Origin of the sequence: Sphingobacterium multivorum (genome assembly GCF_900457465.1) — a bacterium.
In the GTDB taxonomy this organism is placed as follows: Bacteria; Bacteroidota; Bacteroidia; order Sphingobacteriales; family Sphingobacteriaceae; genus Sphingobacterium; species Sphingobacterium multivorum.
Genome location: NZ_UAUU01000011.1, coordinates 1,411,919 through 1,430,226 on the forward strand (window position 1 = coordinate 1,411,919; position 18,308 = coordinate 1,430,226).

The 18,308-nt window shown below is 40.1% G+C and carries 17 protein-coding genes and 1 pseudogene; 10 read left to right on the forward strand and 8 right to left on the reverse strand.

Translation table 11 applies throughout. The features are described 5' to 3' along the window. From DTA23_RS23405 to DTA23_RS23415, 5 genes are all read left to right on the forward strand, one after another. Entirely contained in the window at positions 1-1,104 is a 1,104-nt protein-coding gene (locus DTA23_RS23405; protein ID WP_070565508.1) for an HlyD family secretion protein, read from the forward strand. A 2-nt stretch (positions 1,105-1,106) separates the two neighbouring features. Then, complete coding sequence (locus DTA23_RS29780) at positions 1,107-1,415, forward strand: hypothetical protein (protein WP_256604638.1); 309 nt, start codon at positions 1,107-1,109, stop codon at positions 1,413-1,415. Beyond that, complete coding sequence (locus DTA23_RS29785; RefSeq protein WP_256604705.1) at positions 1,384-1,533, forward strand: hypothetical protein; 150 nt, start codon at positions 1,384-1,386, stop codon at positions 1,531-1,533. The genes DTA23_RS29780 and DTA23_RS29785 overlap by 32 nt, the downstream gene beginning before the upstream one ends. Next, on the forward strand, positions 1,478-2,692 hold the full coding sequence (locus DTA23_RS23410) for a DHA2 family efflux MFS transporter permease subunit (RefSeq protein ID WP_256604706.1): 1,215 nt from the start codon (positions 1,478-1,480) through the stop codon (positions 2,690-2,692). The genes DTA23_RS29785 and DTA23_RS23410 overlap by 56 nt, the downstream gene beginning before the upstream one ends. A gap of 337 nt (positions 2,693-3,029) precedes the next feature. Further along, positions 3,030-4,259 carry a sterol desaturase family protein gene (locus DTA23_RS23415; protein WP_070565504.1) on the forward strand — a complete coding sequence of 410 codons (1,230 nt, stop codon included), beginning with the start codon at positions 3,030-3,032 and terminating at the stop codon, positions 4,257-4,259. A 181-nt stretch (positions 4,260-4,440) separates the two neighbouring features. On the opposite strand, the gene DTA23_RS23420 is transcribed toward DTA23_RS23415, so the two are convergent. From DTA23_RS23420 to DTA23_RS29795, 4 genes are read right to left on the reverse strand one after another with little or no spacing between them, the layout of a single operon-like run. Beyond that, positions 4,441-5,595, reverse strand: a complete 1,155-nt coding sequence (locus DTA23_RS23420; protein WP_254667698.1) for a glycosyltransferase family 4 protein — start codon at positions 5,593-5,595, stop codon at positions 4,441-4,443. Then, positions 5,582-6,583, reverse strand: a complete 1,002-nt coding sequence (locus tag DTA23_RS23425; RefSeq protein ID WP_070565502.1) for a lysylphosphatidylglycerol synthase transmembrane domain-containing protein — start codon at positions 6,581-6,583, stop codon at positions 5,582-5,584. The genes DTA23_RS23420 and DTA23_RS23425 overlap by 14 nt, the downstream gene beginning before the upstream one ends. Beyond that, positions 6,571-7,098: a glycosyltransferase gene (locus DTA23_RS29790; RefSeq protein ID WP_370445165.1), complete on the reverse strand. Its 528-nt coding sequence runs from the start codon at positions 7,096-7,098 to the stop codon at positions 6,571-6,573. Before DTA23_RS29790 ends, DTA23_RS23425 begins: the two co-directional genes overlap by 13 nt. Then, positions 6,990-7,745, reverse strand: coding sequence for a glycosyltransferase (locus DTA23_RS29795; RefSeq protein WP_256604639.1), 756 nt, complete (start codon positions 7,743-7,745; stop codon positions 6,990-6,992). Before DTA23_RS29795 ends, DTA23_RS29790 begins: the two co-directional genes overlap by 109 nt. A 203-nt stretch (positions 7,746-7,948) precedes the next feature. Here DTA23_RS29795 and DTA23_RS23435 point away from each other — a divergent pair, with 203 nt between their 5' ends. Next, positions 7,949-8,941 carry an endonuclease/exonuclease/phosphatase family protein gene (locus DTA23_RS23435; protein WP_112376166.1) on the forward strand — a complete coding sequence of 331 codons (993 nt, stop codon included), beginning with the start codon at positions 7,949-7,951 and terminating at the stop codon, positions 8,939-8,941. Between the two features lie 129 nt (positions 8,942-9,070). Here the strand turns inward: DTA23_RS23435 and DTA23_RS23440 are convergent. Next, a pseudogene (locus DTA23_RS23440) lies at positions 9,071-10,697 on the reverse strand (ABC-F family ATP-binding cassette domain-containing protein). 272 nt (positions 10,698-10,969) lie between these two features. On the opposite strand from DTA23_RS23440, the gene DTA23_RS23445 reads away from it, so the two are divergent. The 4 genes from DTA23_RS23445 to DTA23_RS23455 all read left to right on the forward strand — a co-directional run bounded on the left by DTA23_RS23445 (position 10,970) and on the right by DTA23_RS23455 (position 15,023). After that, entirely contained in the window at positions 10,970-11,950 is a 981-nt protein-coding gene (locus DTA23_RS23445; RefSeq protein WP_112376167.1) for a hypothetical protein, read from the forward strand. A 516-nt stretch (positions 11,951-12,466) separates the two neighbouring features. Then, complete coding sequence (gene nhaA, locus DTA23_RS23450; protein ID WP_440591189.1) at positions 12,467-13,330, forward strand: Na+/H+ antiporter NhaA; 864 nt, start codon at positions 12,467-12,469, stop codon at positions 13,328-13,330. Continuing rightward, on the forward strand, positions 13,327-13,653 hold the full coding sequence (locus tag DTA23_RS30950; protein WP_440591190.1) for a Na+/H+ antiporter NhaA: 327 nt from the start codon (positions 13,327-13,329) through the stop codon (positions 13,651-13,653). Before nhaA ends, DTA23_RS30950 begins: the two co-directional genes overlap by 4 nt. A 143-nt stretch (positions 13,654-13,796) precedes the next feature. Then, positions 13,797-15,023: a DEAD/DEAH box helicase gene (locus tag DTA23_RS23455; RefSeq protein ID WP_112376168.1), complete on the forward strand. Its 1,227-nt coding sequence runs from the start codon at positions 13,797-13,799 to the stop codon at positions 15,021-15,023. Positions 15,024-15,095: 72 nt separating this feature from the next. On the opposite strand, the gene DTA23_RS23460 is transcribed toward DTA23_RS23455, so the two are convergent. The 3 genes from DTA23_RS23460 to DTA23_RS23470 all read right to left on the reverse strand — a co-directional run bounded on the left by DTA23_RS23460 (position 15,096) and on the right by DTA23_RS23470 (position 18,307). Further along, positions 15,096-15,461 (reverse strand): VOC family protein, encoded by a 366-nt coding sequence (locus DTA23_RS23460; RefSeq protein ID WP_046674543.1) that lies wholly within the window; start codon positions 15,459-15,461, stop codon positions 15,096-15,098. A 234-nt stretch (positions 15,462-15,695) separates the two neighbouring features. Beyond that, positions 15,696-16,565 carry a DMT family transporter gene (locus tag DTA23_RS23465; RefSeq protein WP_112376579.1) on the reverse strand — a complete coding sequence of 290 codons (870 nt, stop codon included), beginning with the start codon at positions 16,563-16,565 and terminating at the stop codon, positions 15,696-15,698. 305 nt (positions 16,566-16,870) lie between these two features. Continuing rightward, positions 16,871-18,307, reverse strand: coding sequence for an efflux transporter outer membrane subunit (locus DTA23_RS23470; protein ID WP_112376169.1), 1,437 nt, complete (start codon positions 18,305-18,307; stop codon positions 16,871-16,873). Between the last annotated feature and the right edge of the window lies 1 nt (position 18,308).

Here is an 18,308-nt window from a genome sequence, read left to right on the forward strand (position 1 = left end):
ATGGAAAATACAGTAGAAAACGCACCTGAAAAAAAAGGTACAAATAAAAAATTTACAATTGTTTTGGCTGCATTGGTCATCTTCGGAGGGGCTTATGGGGCGTATAAATATATGCATGGCCAGGCGCATGAGACTACAGACGATGCGCAGGTAGAGAAAAACATGAGCCCGATCATTCCACGGGTGGGTGGTTTTATCGCTAAAGTCTATGTAAAGGACAATGATTTGGTTAAAAAAGGGGATACGTTATTTACCATTGAGAGTCAAGACTATCAGGTTCGTGTGGACGAGGCATTAGCAGCCTTGGCAGCAGCTCAAAGTAGCTTTGATGTTTCAAAGGCAGATGTATCTGCGTCTTCGGCTAATGTGGCGATCTCAGATGCAACGATTCAATCCAATTTAGGCAGCATCGATGCGGCACGTATTCGTGCTAAGCAAGCGAACAATGATTATATCCGCTACCAAAACTTATACAATAACCAGTCCATTACGAAACAGCAGTACGAGCAGGCATTGACTGCGAAATTGGAAGCCGACAAGCAGGTTGAAATTTTGCAACAGCAACGCAATGCCAGTGCGTCGCAACGTAATGCAATCGTCAGTAAGACTACAGTGGCTTCAAAACAAACTTCTGTTGCTGAGGCGAATATAAAAAGAGCGAATGCACAGCTTGAGGCGGCTAAATTGAACCTTTCTTATACCGCGGTACTGGCTTCTGTGGATGGTCAGGTATCCAACATTAAGGTTCAGCCTGGACAAATGGTCAATCCAGGTCAGTCTTTATTCTACATTGTCGATAATATTGAAACATGGGTAGTAGCCAACTTTAAAGAGACGCAATTGGAAAAAATGAAGCCTGGTCAAAAGGTGGGGATCAAAGTGGATGCTTATCCTAATATCGAATTTGAAGGTGAAGTAAATTCTTTCTCACCGGCGACAGGATCGCGTTTTTCTTTATTGCCGCCAGATAATGCGACTGGTAACTTTGTGAAGACTGTTCAGCGTTTACCTGTAAAAATCAAATTGACAAAAGACAATAAAGCAGAAAATGTGGCTTTGCTCAGACCGGGCATGAATGCTGACGTAGATGTGCATGTTCAATAACTATGGAAAATTTAAATCAACAAGACAGTCTGGTTGAATATGGTTTTCGACGTGTTGTAATCACGATTACAGCGGTGCTTTGTGCGCTGTTGGAAATCGTGGATACAACCATCGTCAACGTGGCTCTGAACGACATGAAAGGTTCGTTGGGGGCGACCTTGACAGATGTGGCATGGGTTATCACGGCTTACGCAATCGCCAACGTAATTGTGATTCCGATGACCAGCTGGTTGTCCCAAACAATTTGGACGGAGAAATTACTTTGCTGCGTCTATTATCATATTCACAGTATCTTCATTTTTATGTGGTAACGCGACCAATATTTGGGAGCTTGTTGCATTTCGTTTTATACAAGGGATGGGCGGGGGGAGCGTTGTTAGTAACAGCGCAGACCATTATTACAGAAAGTTACCCGAAGGAAAAACGTAGTATGGCTCAGGCTATCTATGGTATGGGGGTAATTATTGGTCCAACGCTAGGCCCACCGTTAGGTGGATATATTATCGATAATTTCTCCTGGCCATATATATTCTATATCAATGTGCCGTTAGGGATTATTGCGACCTTGTTGACCTTATCTTTTGTGCGCAGCCCTAAATATAGCCAAAAGCAATCTGCAAAGGAAGTGGATTGGTTTGGTATGATCTTTTTGATCATGTTTATTGGTTCCCTTCAGTTTGTATTGGAACATGGACAACAGGATGATTGGTTTGACGATCCATTGATTTTAGGCTTGTCAATCTTGTCTGTTTTCGGACTATTGTTCTTTATATGGCGGGAATTGGTCTATGATAAACCCATTGTTAACTTGCGGGTATTGAAGGATAAGAATTTGCAGGTTGGTGTAGTGATGAGTTTTATTCTTGGTTTCGGCTTGTTTGGATCGACTTTTATTATTCCAATCTATACACAGTCGATATTGGGATGGACGGCCACAGACGCAGGTTTGTTATTGTTGCCAAGTTCAATCATGACCGGTATCATGATGCCTTTTATTGGGAAGATGATCCAAAATGGTGTTCCCCAAAAATATATGGTTGCCGTAGGACTAAGTATCTTTTTTGGCTTCTGTTTTTGGATGTACAGTCTCATGACCAATGATACGGGAGCAGAGCACATGTTTTGGCCCCTAATTCTCCGTGGAGTTGGCTTAGGATTGTTGTTCGTACCTGTCATGACACTCTCCCTATCGACATTACATGGTAAGTCAATCGGTGAAGGAGCTGCCTTTACAGGGATGATGCGCCAGCTGGGTGGTTCGTTTGGTATAGCCTTAATTACGACATTTATTGCCCGTGATAGCCAAAAACATCGCGTCGATCTGGTGGCTAATTTAGATCCAAGCAAGTTTGATGTGCAACAACGGGTGCAGCAATTGCAAATGAGCTTTCAGGCGAAAGGTTTTTCGCCCAATGAAGCTTTGGCCAAAGCACACCAGATACTCGATATGAGCGTGATGAAACAGGCTACTGTATTATCCTACATGGATGTGTTTTTATATCTGGGTGTGGTATTTTTGCTGTGTGTCCCCTTTGTCTTGATGATCAAACAAGGAAAGACGCAGATCGATATGTCCAGTGTGCATTAGCATTTAAATAGTCCGGTAAGCTGGTATCACGGTGACTTGTCAGTAAAGTACTGGTTATCGTTCAGTCAGAAGTCCTCAAAAAGTGTTTAGCTTTTTGAGGATTTTTTTGTGCATTTTCTTTTGCGATAGAAAAGTCCTTAAGGTTGGCGTTTGGTCTTGTCTAAACAGGAGCAAGCATACCTTTGATCAATTGAAAAACCATAAATTGAAAAACCTGATTTAAAATTGATTGTTTAATAATAAAGAGTTTGAAAGAATTTATCTTTTGGCATCATAAAAGACGAATCTTATCAAATAGCGACTCAGGTAGATTGTTTGTCTTTAAAATAGCAAATGGATGTATACGGAAAAACTTAATTTTTTGGCATTTATCATTCCCTTATTTTTAATTCTGATGGTGTTGGAATATGGGTATAGCCTCAAAAAACAGAAACGTTTTTATTCTTTTGATGAATCGATCTCAAATCTTAATGTTGGTATCGTTGAGCGTATGTGTGATATGTTTTCCGTTAGTTTATTTTACTTTTTTTTCGTTTGGGTGTATCAAAATTTTGCGATATTTCAGATTGAAGCTAATGTTTGGACCTGGGTTATACTTTTCCTATTTACAGATTTTCTCTGGTATTGGTATCATCGCTATAGCCATGAAATAAACCTATTGTGGGCTGCGCACGTTGTACATCACCAAAGTGAAGATTATAACTTTACGGTGGCGGCCCGGATCACCATATTTCAAGCCGTTTTCCGTTCGTTATTTTGGGCTTTTATCCCCCTTTTGGGTTTCCCGCCCTTTATGATGACCGCTATTCTGTTGATTCATGGCGTGTATCCATTTTTCTCCCATACGCAGACTGTTGGAAATTTGGGTATTTTGGAGCGGCTATTTGTAACGCCTTCCCATCATCGGGTGCATCATAGCAGCAACGAAATCTATCTGGATAAGAATTATGGGGATATCCTGATTATTTGGGATAAGCTGTTTGGAACATTTATATCGGAACAAAAGGAGGAGCCTTGTGTCTATGGGCTCACAAAGCCCATTCACCGCTATACTTTTCTATGGCAGCATTTTCATTATTTATTTGAAATTGGTTTGTCATTTAAGCGGGCGAAAGGATTTGGGAACAAAATGCGGACTATATTCGGTAAGCCTGACGATATACAGCCTGAAATTCGCGAAGAACTGGAAGAGCGCATATTTGCCGGAGCTAAGCCGCAAGTTCATGCGCAGGCGTTAAGCCGCTATATCTTTTTTCAGTCCATGTTGACGATGACACTTCTTTTTTTCTTTCTGCTTTATGGTAATTATCAGCAACTGATACAACTCGTTATTGGCGGGGGATTTATTCTTTGTAGTGTTATTTGTATTGGAGGACTTCTAGAACATGAAGACTGGGTTTTTCCACTTGAGATGCTGCGGTTATTCTTATTACTACTGTATATTGGTCTAACTTTTTATTCACCATTGGGACTTGTTTTGGTAGGATGTTTCGCTTTGATTCAATTGATTTTTTATCGACCGTTAGCAGTTCGCTATAAAAAAGTTTTGCGTCTTGAAAGACGTTGAATTTATCCGTATGAGTTCTTGTCGTTGGAAGTAAGCATCTATTGTTTCATATTTCATCATTTAATTGATCTTTTATCTGTATAGCAAGCAAGCAAGCAAGTAAGTTCTATAAACAATGCCTTTTGAAGAGCTTTCCGCGTGGATGACAGAAGCAGTCAACTTGATGCGGTATTACGTTCAATTATTTATCTGCTGCTGTAATTAAGTCTGCAAATGATTGGCAATAGGATCTGGCCATAATATCCCAGCTATATTGTTTTAGGGTATTCTGTTTAAATTGTAGGCTTAGCTTTTTATAGTGGACTGGATCTTCTAAAATGGCTTGAAGTTGTTCGATCCATGCGTTTTGGTTTTCGCTTGGCAGGAGAAGCCCATTGTAATTGTGTGTAACGGCGCTTGTAATTCCTTCTAATTCGGCGGCAACAACAATTGTGCCTGCTGTGGAAGCTTCTAGGCAGACGAGCCCAAAGCCTTCCATATCACCGGCCATTTCAATATTGGGCATCAAAAAGGCCTGTGCGTTGGTCAGGAGGCTTTGCAGTTGTTCGAATGGAACTTTTCCAAGATGTTCAATTTTTTCGGGGTATGCTTTCAGTAATTTTCGGATGGCCCCTTGATCGGTGGGAAATCCGAGGAATAGGGTGATTAAATGATTTATCTTTTTTGGTGTAAGCTGCAATAGGCGTTCTTTCCATTGCGGTTTTTGATCGAATGGCCCCACCATTAGTAATTTGAAATCGCCCTGAATCGCGGGGATGACATGTTTCATCAACCACGAGAAGCCCTTCCGCTTAACAGGGCGTCCCAAAGTGATAAAATAGGGCCTGCTTTCGCAGGTTGGTTCATTGTTTTGAGTGGAGCAGTGTATCGGATCTACACCGTTGGGTATAACAATGATTTTGGATGGATCGATACCGCGTAACTGTGCGGCGTCGGCGGTGGCTTGGCTAACGGCAATAAGCTGATCAAAAGTGTTAAACCGCGGTATAATCTTACGTTGAAAATAACGAAGTGGAAAAACGATATCCAGACCGTGAAGCGTGACAGCACGTTTTAAATGGGTATATCCTTTGTGAAAAGAGGCGAAGGACGCAATTAATCCATCATTAAAGTGGATAAGCTTGATGCCGGGGTTATCGTTAATTTTGGCTAGAATGCGGCGATTCAGTAGGAAGAAGAAGGCTAAAAGAGGTTCCCTATTGTCATAGACTAAGGTGTGTACCTTCAAGTAAAGAGCCGCAGTATTGATCAGTTCAAAGCTTTGTTTTTCCATACCGCCAACACTTGGGGGATATTTGTGGCTGACAAATAGTATTTCTATTTCAGATGGATACATGTACTGGTTTCCTTTTGATGCATAGATAAAATATAAAACCCAGTGCTACCCAGGTGAGCTGTCGGCCGCGACGTAATAATGAAGCACTGAGCCAAATACTACCTCCTGTAATACCGATCATATGGAGTAGGAGCTTATTGGCGATTTCTTCAATACCCAGTTGTCCTGGAATAAAAGCACCGATGCTTTTTAGCACAATGACGCTCATATCTACTATTAAACCATGTATTGGTTGTACTGAAACACCCAAAAATTTTAGAATATAATAGAATTCAAGGCTGCCAATAATCCAATGTAGTGCAAAAAGTAAGTAAGAATACCAAAAAACCTTATTTTGATGTTTATAAAAGTCTTTTACACTCCAAAGGAGTGACTGAACATGCGCTTGTGCTTTTCCAAAAGGTGTTGCTGTTGAAGCCTTGGTTTGTGAGGGACTTTTTGCAGCTATTAACCAGTAAAGTATCAAGATCATCAAAAGAAATAAGAACATACAGATCATATAAATTACTGGGCCTGCGTAGCGTATAATTTCATTTTTTAAAGGAGAAAATATCAACCAAATCATAGCAATCAAAAAGAGTGTCAATTGAGACAGTACGGCAGTAATACGGGATATTGCAACCGAATTCAATCCTTCTTTTAAAGGAATGTCATAACGGGTTATCAATTGTGCCTTTAATAAATCGCCACCGATAATGCTGGTGGGATTGAATAGTCCAACGGTTTCCCCGATTTGACGGACGGCAAAGAGTTTGAGCAGATTGACCTTCTTTTTTGCAGGGCCTAAACATATCCACCAAGCTAATGTACCTAAAAAATAGGCCGCGCAAGTTGTAAACAAAATAACGATGAAGCGATAACCAACAGAGGAGAGCTCTTTTTTCAACGCATTTAAATCGCTTTTCGCTAAAAAGATCGTGATGGACGCCAGAATCAAAAGTAAAAAAACACCTTTGATGAGTTGGCTTGGGTTTGTTAATTTGCCCATGCCAAATCGACTTCCTGTGTTTTGTCTATCAATAGTTCAATGTCATTAAAATAGCGTCCAGCTAGTCTATTCCAATCCAGTTGCCCAACATAGGATAGACCTTCAATGACGAGATTCTTTTTTAAGCTTGCGTCGGAGAGAATTTTTTTGAGGTAGTAAACATATCCAGCCGCATTTTCAGGTTGACACTTAAATCCATTTTTTCCGTGCTGAATCAAGGAGGCCGAGCCTCCGCCGTTGGCGATAACACAAGGAAGTCCGGATGCTAATGCTTCGACGACGACGTTTCCATACGTTTCTGAGACCGACGGAAAAACAAACGCATCGGCCGAAGCATATAAAATTGCGAGCTCATCATGGCTTTTCTTTCCTAAGAAAATAGCTTTAGGCATCTCTTGCATCGCAATTATTTTGGCTGTTCCTTCACCGACAACAATGAAATTATAGTCGAGGTTTTGGGCATGTATCTGTTGATAGATTTCAATAAGCGTTTTAATATTTTTTTCCCAGACGATACGACTGACAAAAAGGATTGTTGGTTTGTCATTCTTTGTGATGGTCTGCAGTTGAGATAGATTCTTTTTTGGGGGTTAAACAGAGCTGTGTCTATTCCTCTTTGCCACAGTTTTAATCCTTCTTGTTGTAAGCCGATCTGCTGTAATTCATTTAGAATGGATTTGGTCGGTACATAGACAATATCACATTTGTTGTAAAAGTTATTCATTGCTTTTTTCATCCATTGTTCAGTCGGTTTGACTAAGGGTAATATGTTTTTGAAATAATAGACAATGTATGAAATGAAGTGTGTATGATAGATTGTAAGGACAGGAATACCTTTCCGTTTGGCATAATTCAATGCAAAAAAACCTAAAAGGGAAGGAGTTGCAATATGGATCATGTCGGGAGCAAATTTATCTAAAGCGAGCTCAAGTTTCTTTTTAATAAGCTGTGGAATAGCGAGACAATAATCGTCATTGACCGGTATTTTGAATGTGGGAACCTTGTAAGAATGGAAATTTCGAAATTGCGTAGGGCCGCCGCCATAAATAAAGAAATAGTTGAATTTCTGCTGGTCTATACGGTTTATCAGCTGAAACATTGTCCGTGATGCACCGTCAAAATCCTCGACGAGTATCTCTGTAAAGAAGGCTACCTTTCTCATGTTATTCTTATTAGGGGTTGTATAAAAATAGTTGAAAGCTGTAACCCCTATGCTATGCAGGTATTAACCTTTTGTCATTATAGTGTTTATAAATTATTAGTTTTTAATGATTTGTGAATGATTATTAAAAGTAGAATTAATTGAATATGATAATAGAGCTAATGTTGGTGGAGTACCTTTAGAGTGAACAAAATATTCAGTCCATGCTATTAGATCTATTGTTCGAAAAAAAAATTAGACCCAAGGGTTTTCGAAAGATTGTCATCTTATTTATTTGTGCGTCTGCCGGTGTTATGTTGGGTTTTAAGTTGAAGCCAAAACAACAGCCGAAGTTTAGTAATTCGGTGTATGCAGCTATGCCGGAGGCGACATACGGAAAGCTAAATTTGTTAACATACAATATAGCTGGCCTTCCTGAATTGATTTCCAGTGCTGTAACCGAGCGGTCTTCCAGTATTACGTCGATCGGCAATCGGATCAATGCGTTTGATATTGTCAATGTACAGGAGGACTTTAACTACAACAAGTTTCTTTACAGCGAAAATAAGCATAGCTACCGAACGGCAAATATGGGTGGAGTACCTTTTGGGGACGGGCTGAGTACACTTTCAAAATATCCGATCGTAGAGTTTGAGCGAATAAGCTGGACCGATTGCAATGGTGCAGATTGTCTGACGCCTAAAGGCTTTTCTTACGCTCGAATTCAATTGGCCAAGGCAGTATTTATTGATGTTTATAATGTACATGCTACAGCGCAGGATGATCAGAATGCAACGATTGCCCGGCAGAAGAATATAAATCAGCTAAAAGCCTATATCAAAAAGTATTCGGCTGGCAGACCACTTTTGATTATGGGTGACTTTAATGCACATTATGCTTACGAGCTGGATAACATCGGTTCTTTTCAGAAGGACTTAGGTTTGGTAGATGCATGGGTAAGTTTACGCAACAAAGGTGATATTCCTGCGCATCAAGCGAACTTTGAAGCGAAAACGGCGTTGGAGTTAACAGAGGATTGTGAAGGTATTGATAAAATCTACTATCGCAACGATCATCATTTGCTATTTGAGGCAAAGAATTATCAGGTTCAAAAAAAAGCTTTTTCAAAACGAAAAGGGCCAAGATTTATCCGATCATTGTGCAGTGTCCTTACAATTAGGCTGGCGTATTGTCAAACCGTCGGTTCAGTAAAATAAAAACTTTCTCAATTCTTTCATATCAATCGCGATTAGCACTGAACCCCTCAGTGCTTTTTTAATGGACATCAAAAAAGCCCCATAAAATGAATTATGGAGCCTTTATTAAATTGGGATAAATTATCTTATTTATTTATACATTTCTTCACGTTGTGCTTTCACTACATCGCTATTAATGTATTCATCGTAAGTCATCAATTTGTCGATGATACCTTTCGGCGTCAATTCGATGATTCTATTGGCAACAGTTTCAGTCAATTCGTGGTCACGGGATGTGAACAACATGGATCCTTTAAAATCAGACATTCCATTGTTCAATGCAGTGATAGATTCCAAGTCCAAGTGATTGGTTGGTTCATCGAAGATCAGGAAGTTGGCACCTTGAAGCATCATACGGGAGAACATACAGCGCATTTTTTCTCCTCCCGAAAGCACAGATACTTTCTTCATAACCTCTTCACCGGAAAATAACATTTTCCCCAAAAATCCCCGTATAAACTGTTCATCTGCTTCTGGGTTAGTTGTATATTCTCTCAACCAATCAACCAAATTATCACTTTTTCCTTCAAAGAACGCGGCATTTTCAATCGGCATATCGGCAGGAGTGATGGTAACGCCCCATTTGAATTCGCCGCCGAAATCGGTGTCTCTACCAGTGATAATATCGTAAAATGCTGTGGTAACCAATGAATTTGGACCTAGAACAGCGATTTTATCGCCTTTATTAATCATAAACGTGATATCCTTAAAGAATACCTCGCCATTGACCGTTTTGCTTAATCCTTCAACTTGTAGCGTTTGATCTCCTGGTTCACGATTCATGGTATTGAACATGATGGCAGGATATTTACGGTTGGATGGTTTAATCTCGTCAATATTGATCTTATCCAAGGCTTTTTTACGAGAAGTAGCCTGTTTGGATTTGGAAGCATTGGCAGAGAACCGACGGATAAATTCCTGGAGTTCTTTTACTTTATCTTCCATCTTCTTGTTTTGATCAGAACGTTGCTTTAACGCTAATTGAGAAGATTCGTACCAGAATGAGTAGTTACCCGTATAGATTGTCATCTTACCAAAATCAATATCCACTGTATGCGTACATACAGCATCCAAGAAGTGACGGTCGTGGGATACAACGAGGACGATTGCTTCGTAACTCGCTAAAAAATCCTCTAACCATGCAATGGTATTAATATCCAAATCATTGGTAGGCTCATCGAGAATCAAAATATCGGGTTTACCGAATAATGCTTGCGCTAAAAGTACGCGCACTTTTTGGTTACCGTCGATTTCAGAAACCAACTTATAATGTAGTTCTTCTTTAATACCCAAACTGCTCAATAAAGTTGCGGCATTTGATTCGGCATTCCATCCATCCATTTCAGCAAAAAGACTTTCCCAATTCGCCGGCACGTTCGCCGTCGGCATCAGAGAAATCCTCTTTCATGTAAATGGCATCTTTCTCTTTCATGATTTTGTAAAGCTCTTGGTTACCCATCATGACAGTTTCAAGAACAGTAAACTCGTCGAAAGCATAGTGATCCTGACTTAAAACAGACATGCGTTCGCCTGGCGTGAATGCCACTGAACCTGTCGAAGGATCAACTTCCCCTGAGATAATTTTTAAGAAAGTAGATTTACCTGCTCCATTAGCGCCAATAATACCGTAACAGTTTCCAGGTGTGAATTTTAGATTGACATCTTCGAATAGTACACGTTTACCAAAACGAAGGGAGAGATTTGACACATTAATCATGCTGCAAAGATACGTTTTAATATTGTATTTTTAACTATTTACGGTGATCAGTTTCAGGAGAAATTGCGGAGAGTAATGTTGGGGAAATCAACTGTTTTTTAGCTTCTTTTGAAAACATGTATGGTCTGAAATTTCAAAGGATGAAGAGGATCTTGAAATGACGTGTGAAATCCGGCAATGTGTGCAAACAAGGAATTAATAAATTATAAATATTGTGTTGGTGATTTAAATTGGCTTCTTTTTTGTGGACAAGAGCTGAAATGAAATCAATTATGAAAAGAAATAGAATAACCGGTGTCGTTATACTTACAGTTGCTTTTTTATTTAATATCCAAGGAGCCTCGGCTCAATTTGGAGGGCTATTGGATAAGGCAAGCAAAGCCGTTGCTTCCAAGGGAAGCAAAATGTTGGGTTTGGATAAACTGCTAAAGGAACCAGAAGCGATTAGTACAAGTTTTGAAGATGTAAATAGGAAGGGGGAGCAAATGCCCGATTTTCAAAATACGGCTGTTTATAAACCTTTAGAAAATTTGCAAAAGAATGGCAATGATGGTTACTTATTGGAGGCTGGATATTTTGAAATGACCAATAAGAGCTATTGCTTGAAAGCAGGTACTTATGCGCCTTCGAAAGGTGATGGATATATGTATGCACCTACATTGGGCAAGAAGAGAGAAGTAGTCATTGCAATTTTGAAAAGTGCTGAAAAGCACCCGGAAGTTGCACAATCTGACATACAGATGCTATTGTGGACGATCATAGCGAAGACAAAATTTATTGATTATTCGGGTCCGGTGAAAGAGACAGCCTTAAAATTGCTTACAGCTGAACAAATTTTGCATTTGGAAGGTGGTGCGCTCGGCGTTTTGCCATTCGATGTTGTCCAAAAGGCAAAAGACCAAATGCCTCCTGCAGTACAGACAATCTTTGAAGCGGAAAATAATATTCGGCAGCTCGTTTCCTCAGGAAACTATTCGTACGCTGATTTTGAACAATATGCAATCTTAGCTGGTATGGCTGAACCTCGTACGGACGTGCCAAGTGGTATTTGGACGCTTCACCCCGATGGTTATTATGTTCGCTATTTTCCAAGTGGTTATGCGATTACCAAAGTTCAGGTGTATGTCCCTCAAGAGTTGATTACAAAATTGAATGGCAAGAAGCTTGTATACGATGCAACAGACGATATTGCTTGTCCGGCAAATACGGGATCGCAACGATTAGCACAAACGAATGAACCGATTCGTGATTAAGATGTGAGGCATTGAAAGGTCGATAGGAAAGAGAAGGGTATAAAGAGGAAATTTAATGAATAAGGGAGATCTACTGATCTCCCTTATTCATTAAATTTCCTCTTTTGCCTCCTGTATAATATATAAACAATGACAATAATAGCGATGATTGCTAAAATAATGTAATGGGAACCTGAATGTTGGGTTTTATCCTCTGTCGTCTGCGCATATGTAAAATTTGCCACGAAAAGAAGTACCATGAAAATCCACTTCTTGCACATAATAAACGGTTTATTAACTATAGTAGCAAGCTAAGTATTTTTTGCAACAAAGCCAAATTATTTCATTAAAAAATGACAAAGCTTTTTATAAAAATTTAATGTATAATGTCTGTTTCTCCCATTTGATTTGTTAGGTTCGAAAAATAAAAGGGTAGCTACATTGGATATAGCCCGGGATATCGTCGCTCGAATTCGGTAAATGGTCCTAAAAATCGTATCTTGTGAACCTTTGTAAGCGTTTTTAGATATTCAAATCATGTCAAAACTTATCAATTTAACTGTCTTTAGAGAATTCTTAAAATCCAGCTTTGCAGGTGGAATTATACTTTTTTCCTGTGTTATTCTAGCATTGATCGTTGCAAATACACCTTTGTATGCCAGTGTAATGGAATTCCTGAACAAGGAAGTAGGCTTTGAGAGCGATCATGTTCATTTAAAATATTCGTGGTTATTGTGGCTCAACGATGGTTTGATGGCTATTTTCTTTTTACTGGTGGGGCTCGAGATAAAACGTGAAATTGTAGAGGGTGAACTCTCATCGCCAAGTAAAGCAATCCTGCCCATTTTGGCTGCGGTTGGTGGGGCACTTTTGCCAGCCATCATTTATTTTGTATTAAATCAGGGAACCAATACGGCAAACGGCTGGGGTATCCCTATGGCGACGGATATTGCATTTGCTTTAGCTGTTATCACGCTTCTGGGAAATAAGGTTCCTGCCAGTCTTAAAATCTTTTTGGCTGCTCTGGCCATTGTTGATGACTTACTTGCCATTTTGGTCATTGCGATCTTTTATAGCAATGGTATTCATGCGACCTATTTGTTTATTGCTTTAGGCATCTTTCTGTTTTTGATCGTGTTGAATAAACTGGGCGTTAAAGCGATATGGGCTTACCTTATTCCGGGTCTATTTATTTGGTACTTTGTTCACCACTCGGGAATTCATGCAACAATAGCTGGCGTGTTGGTGGCTATGACGTTACCAACAACACCGGATGCGGAAGAATCTCCCCTGGAAAAATTGGAGCATCTATTGACCAAACCCGTCAATTTTATTATCATTCCGCTGTTTGCATTTGCGAATACGCTTATTCCAATCCATGGGGAAATGATTGTGGTTTGACTTCAAAATTGGGGATTGGTATTATCTTTGGTCTTATCGCTGGTAAATCAATTGGTATATTTTTGATCTGTTATATTGCGAAGAAGTTGAAGATTGCGCAATTACCGGAAGGGGCTGGCTGGAAACAGATTTTTGGAGTAGGCTTATTGGGGGGAATCGGTTTCACGATGTCGATCTTCATCTCGATACTGTCTTTTGATGATAGCATGCTGATTGAAGAGGCCAAGTTCGCGGTTCTGATCGCTTCTTTATGTGCCGGCCTGCTAGGCTACGTCGTTTTGAGCGCTGTGTCAGCTGCAAAGAAAACAGGGGTTATTGATTAGATTTTGAATAGATAGCAGTCGAAGGTTAAAGATTAATCCTATTTGGGCATCTATTTGAAAGCGGATAACGAGCTATAGGTATTAATTTTAGACTTTTATGAATTAGATTTAGTAATTTAGGGCACAACAATAAAAACAATACGTTGAGATTTGATGAATTTGGCTTTGTTCCGGCTTTGGAAGAAGGTTTAGAAAGTATGATGTTTGAGGAGGCTACGCCGATCCAAGAACAGACCATCCCGATTATTAAAGAGGGAAAAGATATGATTGCCTGTGCACAGACAGGTACAGGTAAAACAGCAGCTTATATGTTGCCGATCCTCGATGCAATAGCACGGAATTCAAGGGAATCTATCCTCGCTATTATCCTTGTTCCGACCCGGGAACTTGCTATGCAAATTGACCAGCAGATTATGGGCATGTCTTATTATACGGGTGCAACATCCATAGCCATTTATGGTGGTGGTGATGGTATGGGGTATGAACAGCAAAAACGGGCCATACGAGAGGGGGTAAATATTATTGTTGCTACGCCGGGAAGGTTGATAAGCCATCTTACCTCCATGAAGATTGATCTCTCTCATTTAAAGCACTTTGTTTTGGATGAAGCCGATAGTATGCTGGATATGGGATTTCAAGACGATATTTTACGTATTGTAAGTTATCTACCGAAGAAAAAGCAGATGCTTTTGTTTTCGGCGACGATGCCGATGAAGATAAGGTCTTTTGCCCGAAAAATTCTGCAAGAGCCTGTGGAAGTTAATATTGCCATTTCTAAACCTTCGGAAGGGATAGATCAACGTGTATATCTTGCGTATGATCAACAGAAAATGGAGCTTCTGAAGAATATACTGAAGGATCCGAACTATGTATCTGTTATTATTTTTGCGTCCCAAAAAACTACGGTCAAACTTCTCGCTCAGGAATTACAGAAGCAGGGGATTGATGCGGAGGGTTTCCATTCGGATCTCGAGCAGTCGAAACGGGAAGATATCATGGCTAGATTCCGGTCTCGTCAGGTACGGGTATTGGTAGGGACAGATGTGATATCTCGCGGTATCGATGTGGTGGGGATCAGTTTGGTCGTTAATTACGATGTTCCACCGGATCCGGAAGACTACGTACACCGTATTGGACGTACGGCACGGGCAGCAACTACAGGAACAGCCATTACCTTTGTCAATGAGAAAGACCAAAACCGTTTCGCTCAAATCGAGAATTTAATAGATTATCCGATTGAAAAACTTCCATTGCCAGAGGGGTTTGAAGCGGGACCTACTTACAATCCTGCCAAAAAGAATCCACAGCATAAGAAGAAGCGTTTCAATAGGAATAAAAATAAAAACTATCAGAAAGCTAAAAGAGCCTGATTTTAAAATACAAAGCCCCCATATGAGAAAAATATGGGGGCTTTGTATTTGAGTATATATTGTATTTAACTTTTATTCAACAGTCCATACGGCCAATTCATATCCATCAGGATCCTGGAACTGAAATCTTTTTCCTCCGGGAAAGCTAAAAATATCTTTTAATATGGTCCCGCCAGCACGGATAACCTGATCACGAGTAGCCTGTAGATCGTCGGCATAGATAACGACGAGAATACTGCCATTTCTGGGGTCACCAAGTGTAAAACCACCATCAACATATTTTCCGCCAAAAGCCGTATATGCTGGTCCGTAATCCGTAAACTCCCAACCGAAACTCGTTGAGTAGAATGCTTTGGCACGTTCAAGGTCGCTTGATACAAACTCAAGGTATTGGATCTGCTGGTTGACAAATTTGTTTTCTGTACTGCTATTGCTCATAACGGAACTATCTATTTAATGTATATATAATAAATTGCTTGACCGGTTGTGCCGGTTTTGGAATTAAAACCCGAATCGTTTCATAAATATAATGCTTTGTTGAAAATGACACACATTTTTCTTTTCAACATGTTTTTTCGGGGCTACCTGTTTATCGGGGCTACCTGCTTGACACAAGGAGGAAACAATATTCATTTCCCAATCTTCGTTGGACTGGGAAATGAATGGAGGTTGTTAAGCGCTCTTTTTACTGCTGATCCAATACTGCAATAACACAGATGAAACAACCAAAAACAGTCCAACATAGAAGGATAGGTTTAATTCTCTTGCTTCATTAAGAAGTAAAAATGCAATCAAAATAGCATATACTGGCTCAAGATTTAAGCTTAAGTTCAATGTAAATGCTGATATCTTCTTTAAGATTTCTGTAAATGCGAGATAGACTCCCACAGTGCAACATAAAGATAGGATGATCAGATAGAAAATATCCAGGGCATTGGGAATGAAAGTGCTGATTGGATAGTGCTGAATGTAAAAAGGAAGTAGACATGCCAGCCCTATTGTTCCACCGATCATTTGATAATAATTAATGCATATTGCATTGTACTTTTTGGTCAATTTTTCATTGTGAACCGCATAGAGTGAGGCAAAAGCCGGAGAAATTATCCCTAAGACTATGCCAAGCTGGTGTGAGGTATCGAAGTGAAATATCAGTGCTATCCCACACAACGTAAGTCCACTCAACAGAAGTTCAGACAATCTAAATTTCGTTTTATTGATCATCGGTGCAAAAATAGCGGTAAAAAAACTTGCCATACAGTAGAAGATTACGCCGATGGAAATGTTTGAATATTTGATGCTAGCATAGAATAATAGCCAGGATGCTGTCAAAAGTAGCCCATTTTTTGCAATATGCAGTTTCTCTTTGAAAGTAAAATCTGTAGGTATTTTATACCATTTTAGAATAAAAAATAGGATAGCGGCAGCTAAAAATACACGGTACCATGTGAGTATCCCCTCGTTGAGTGAAATCACTTTTCCAAATACGCCAGATAGTCCCAGGCACAGCACAGCAAGGTGCAGCATGAAATATGAATGTTTCATAAGAAATTGTCTTCCAGTTCCGCCCAATAAGGACGAAAGATGTTAAATAATAAAATTGATAGAAAATAAGAAGCACAGCAAATCGGTCCATTTCTGGTATTGGGCTTCAGTAATATCGGGAAAAAATATTACGCTACTGGAGGAGGAAGACAACTCGTTCTATTCATCATATTTGTATTTACCCGAAGATAGGGAATTTTGGGCGCAGCTGCAAAAAAGTAATGAAAAAGCCCCTAGGAAGTTTTTGCTTCTAGGGGCGTATATTTATTCAGTTGCCTTTATTTTGTGCTTTTTATTTTCTGCTTTTATGGCGTATTTGGCGGTAAAGTATCCGTTCCGCCCCCCAGTGCACGGTAAAGATCTATGGCCGCATTGAGCTTTTCCCGTTTTACTGTAATACGTTCCAAATCATTTTGAAGTGCATTGTTTTGGGCAGTTATCACTTCCAAATAGTTTGCCATCCCACTTTTGTAAAGTAAGGCCGCATCAGCGGTGGCTTTGGCGAGGGCATTTGATTTGGCGTGGATAAGTCGCAGGCGCTGTTCTGTATGTTTGATTTTTGCCAAGGTATCAGAAACTTCCGAAACTGCGACCATAACCGACTGTTTAAACTGCAAAGCTATCTTTTCGCGTTCGATGACCGATATCTCATAGTTTGTTTTCAAGGCCCCTTTCTGAAAAATCGGTTGAGCAATATTCCCTGCTATTGTTTTCACAATAGAACCCGGTAGATCAAACCATTTGCTAAATTGAATGGAGTTTGTACCAATGGATGGAGTCAAGCTTATGGAGGGGTACATTGCTGCTTTAGCGAGTCCCATTCTGCTTGTCGCAGCCACAACAGCGTATTCAGCTGCTCTGACATCTGGTCTGCGGCTTAATAGTTCGGCCGGTACCCCTGCGGCAAGTCCGTCTCCAACAATCGTATCATCTAAACTTGCTGTACGTTGGATGCCCTCGGGGAAACCTCCGCAAAGAATGCTCAGTGCATTTTCTTCGACCGCCATATTTTGATGGGCTAGGGGAATTAATAATTCAGCAGTTTTCTTCTGAGCTTCGGCTTGCTCCACAGCAAGCGAACTGACCAGTGATGAGTTGTATTGCAAACGTATCATATTCAGTGTGCTATCGCTCAATTGAACATTTCTTTGTGCAATCTTAAGCTGTTCATCCAAAGCAATCAGATTGTAATATGACTGGATGACCTGTACAATAACCCGGGTTTTCAAAGCCGATAAATTTTCCTTTTGGCCAAAAAAATTAGCCAAGGATTCTTCTTTTTGCATTTTTACCTTTCCCCATATATCGGCTTCCCAAGACAATCTGAGCGTAGCACTATAATCGTCCATATGAGGCGTCCCGATAAATTGGTCACTTAGTGAGCCATTTAAAGAGTTGCTCGATAACCAGGTTCTATTCGCTCCAATACTTAAATCAGCTGTTGGTAGTAATCCTTTCTTAGACTGCTTGTACGCGAGTTCCAATTGTTGCATGTTCAGGAGTGCTACATTGACGTCCGTATTATTGGACAAAGCCTTTTCAATGAGTGATGTCAACAGGGGATCCTGTACAAAGTTACGCCAGGATAGCTGTAGCGTATCAGACGTCACGACAACCTCGCTGTTTTTGAAATTTTCGGGCATTGCTATCTCCTGACGGGTGTATTTTTTGCCCACGCTGCATGCGGACAACAACAGGGTAGTGCTTGCGAAAATTGTTATATAGTGATGAAATTTTTTCATT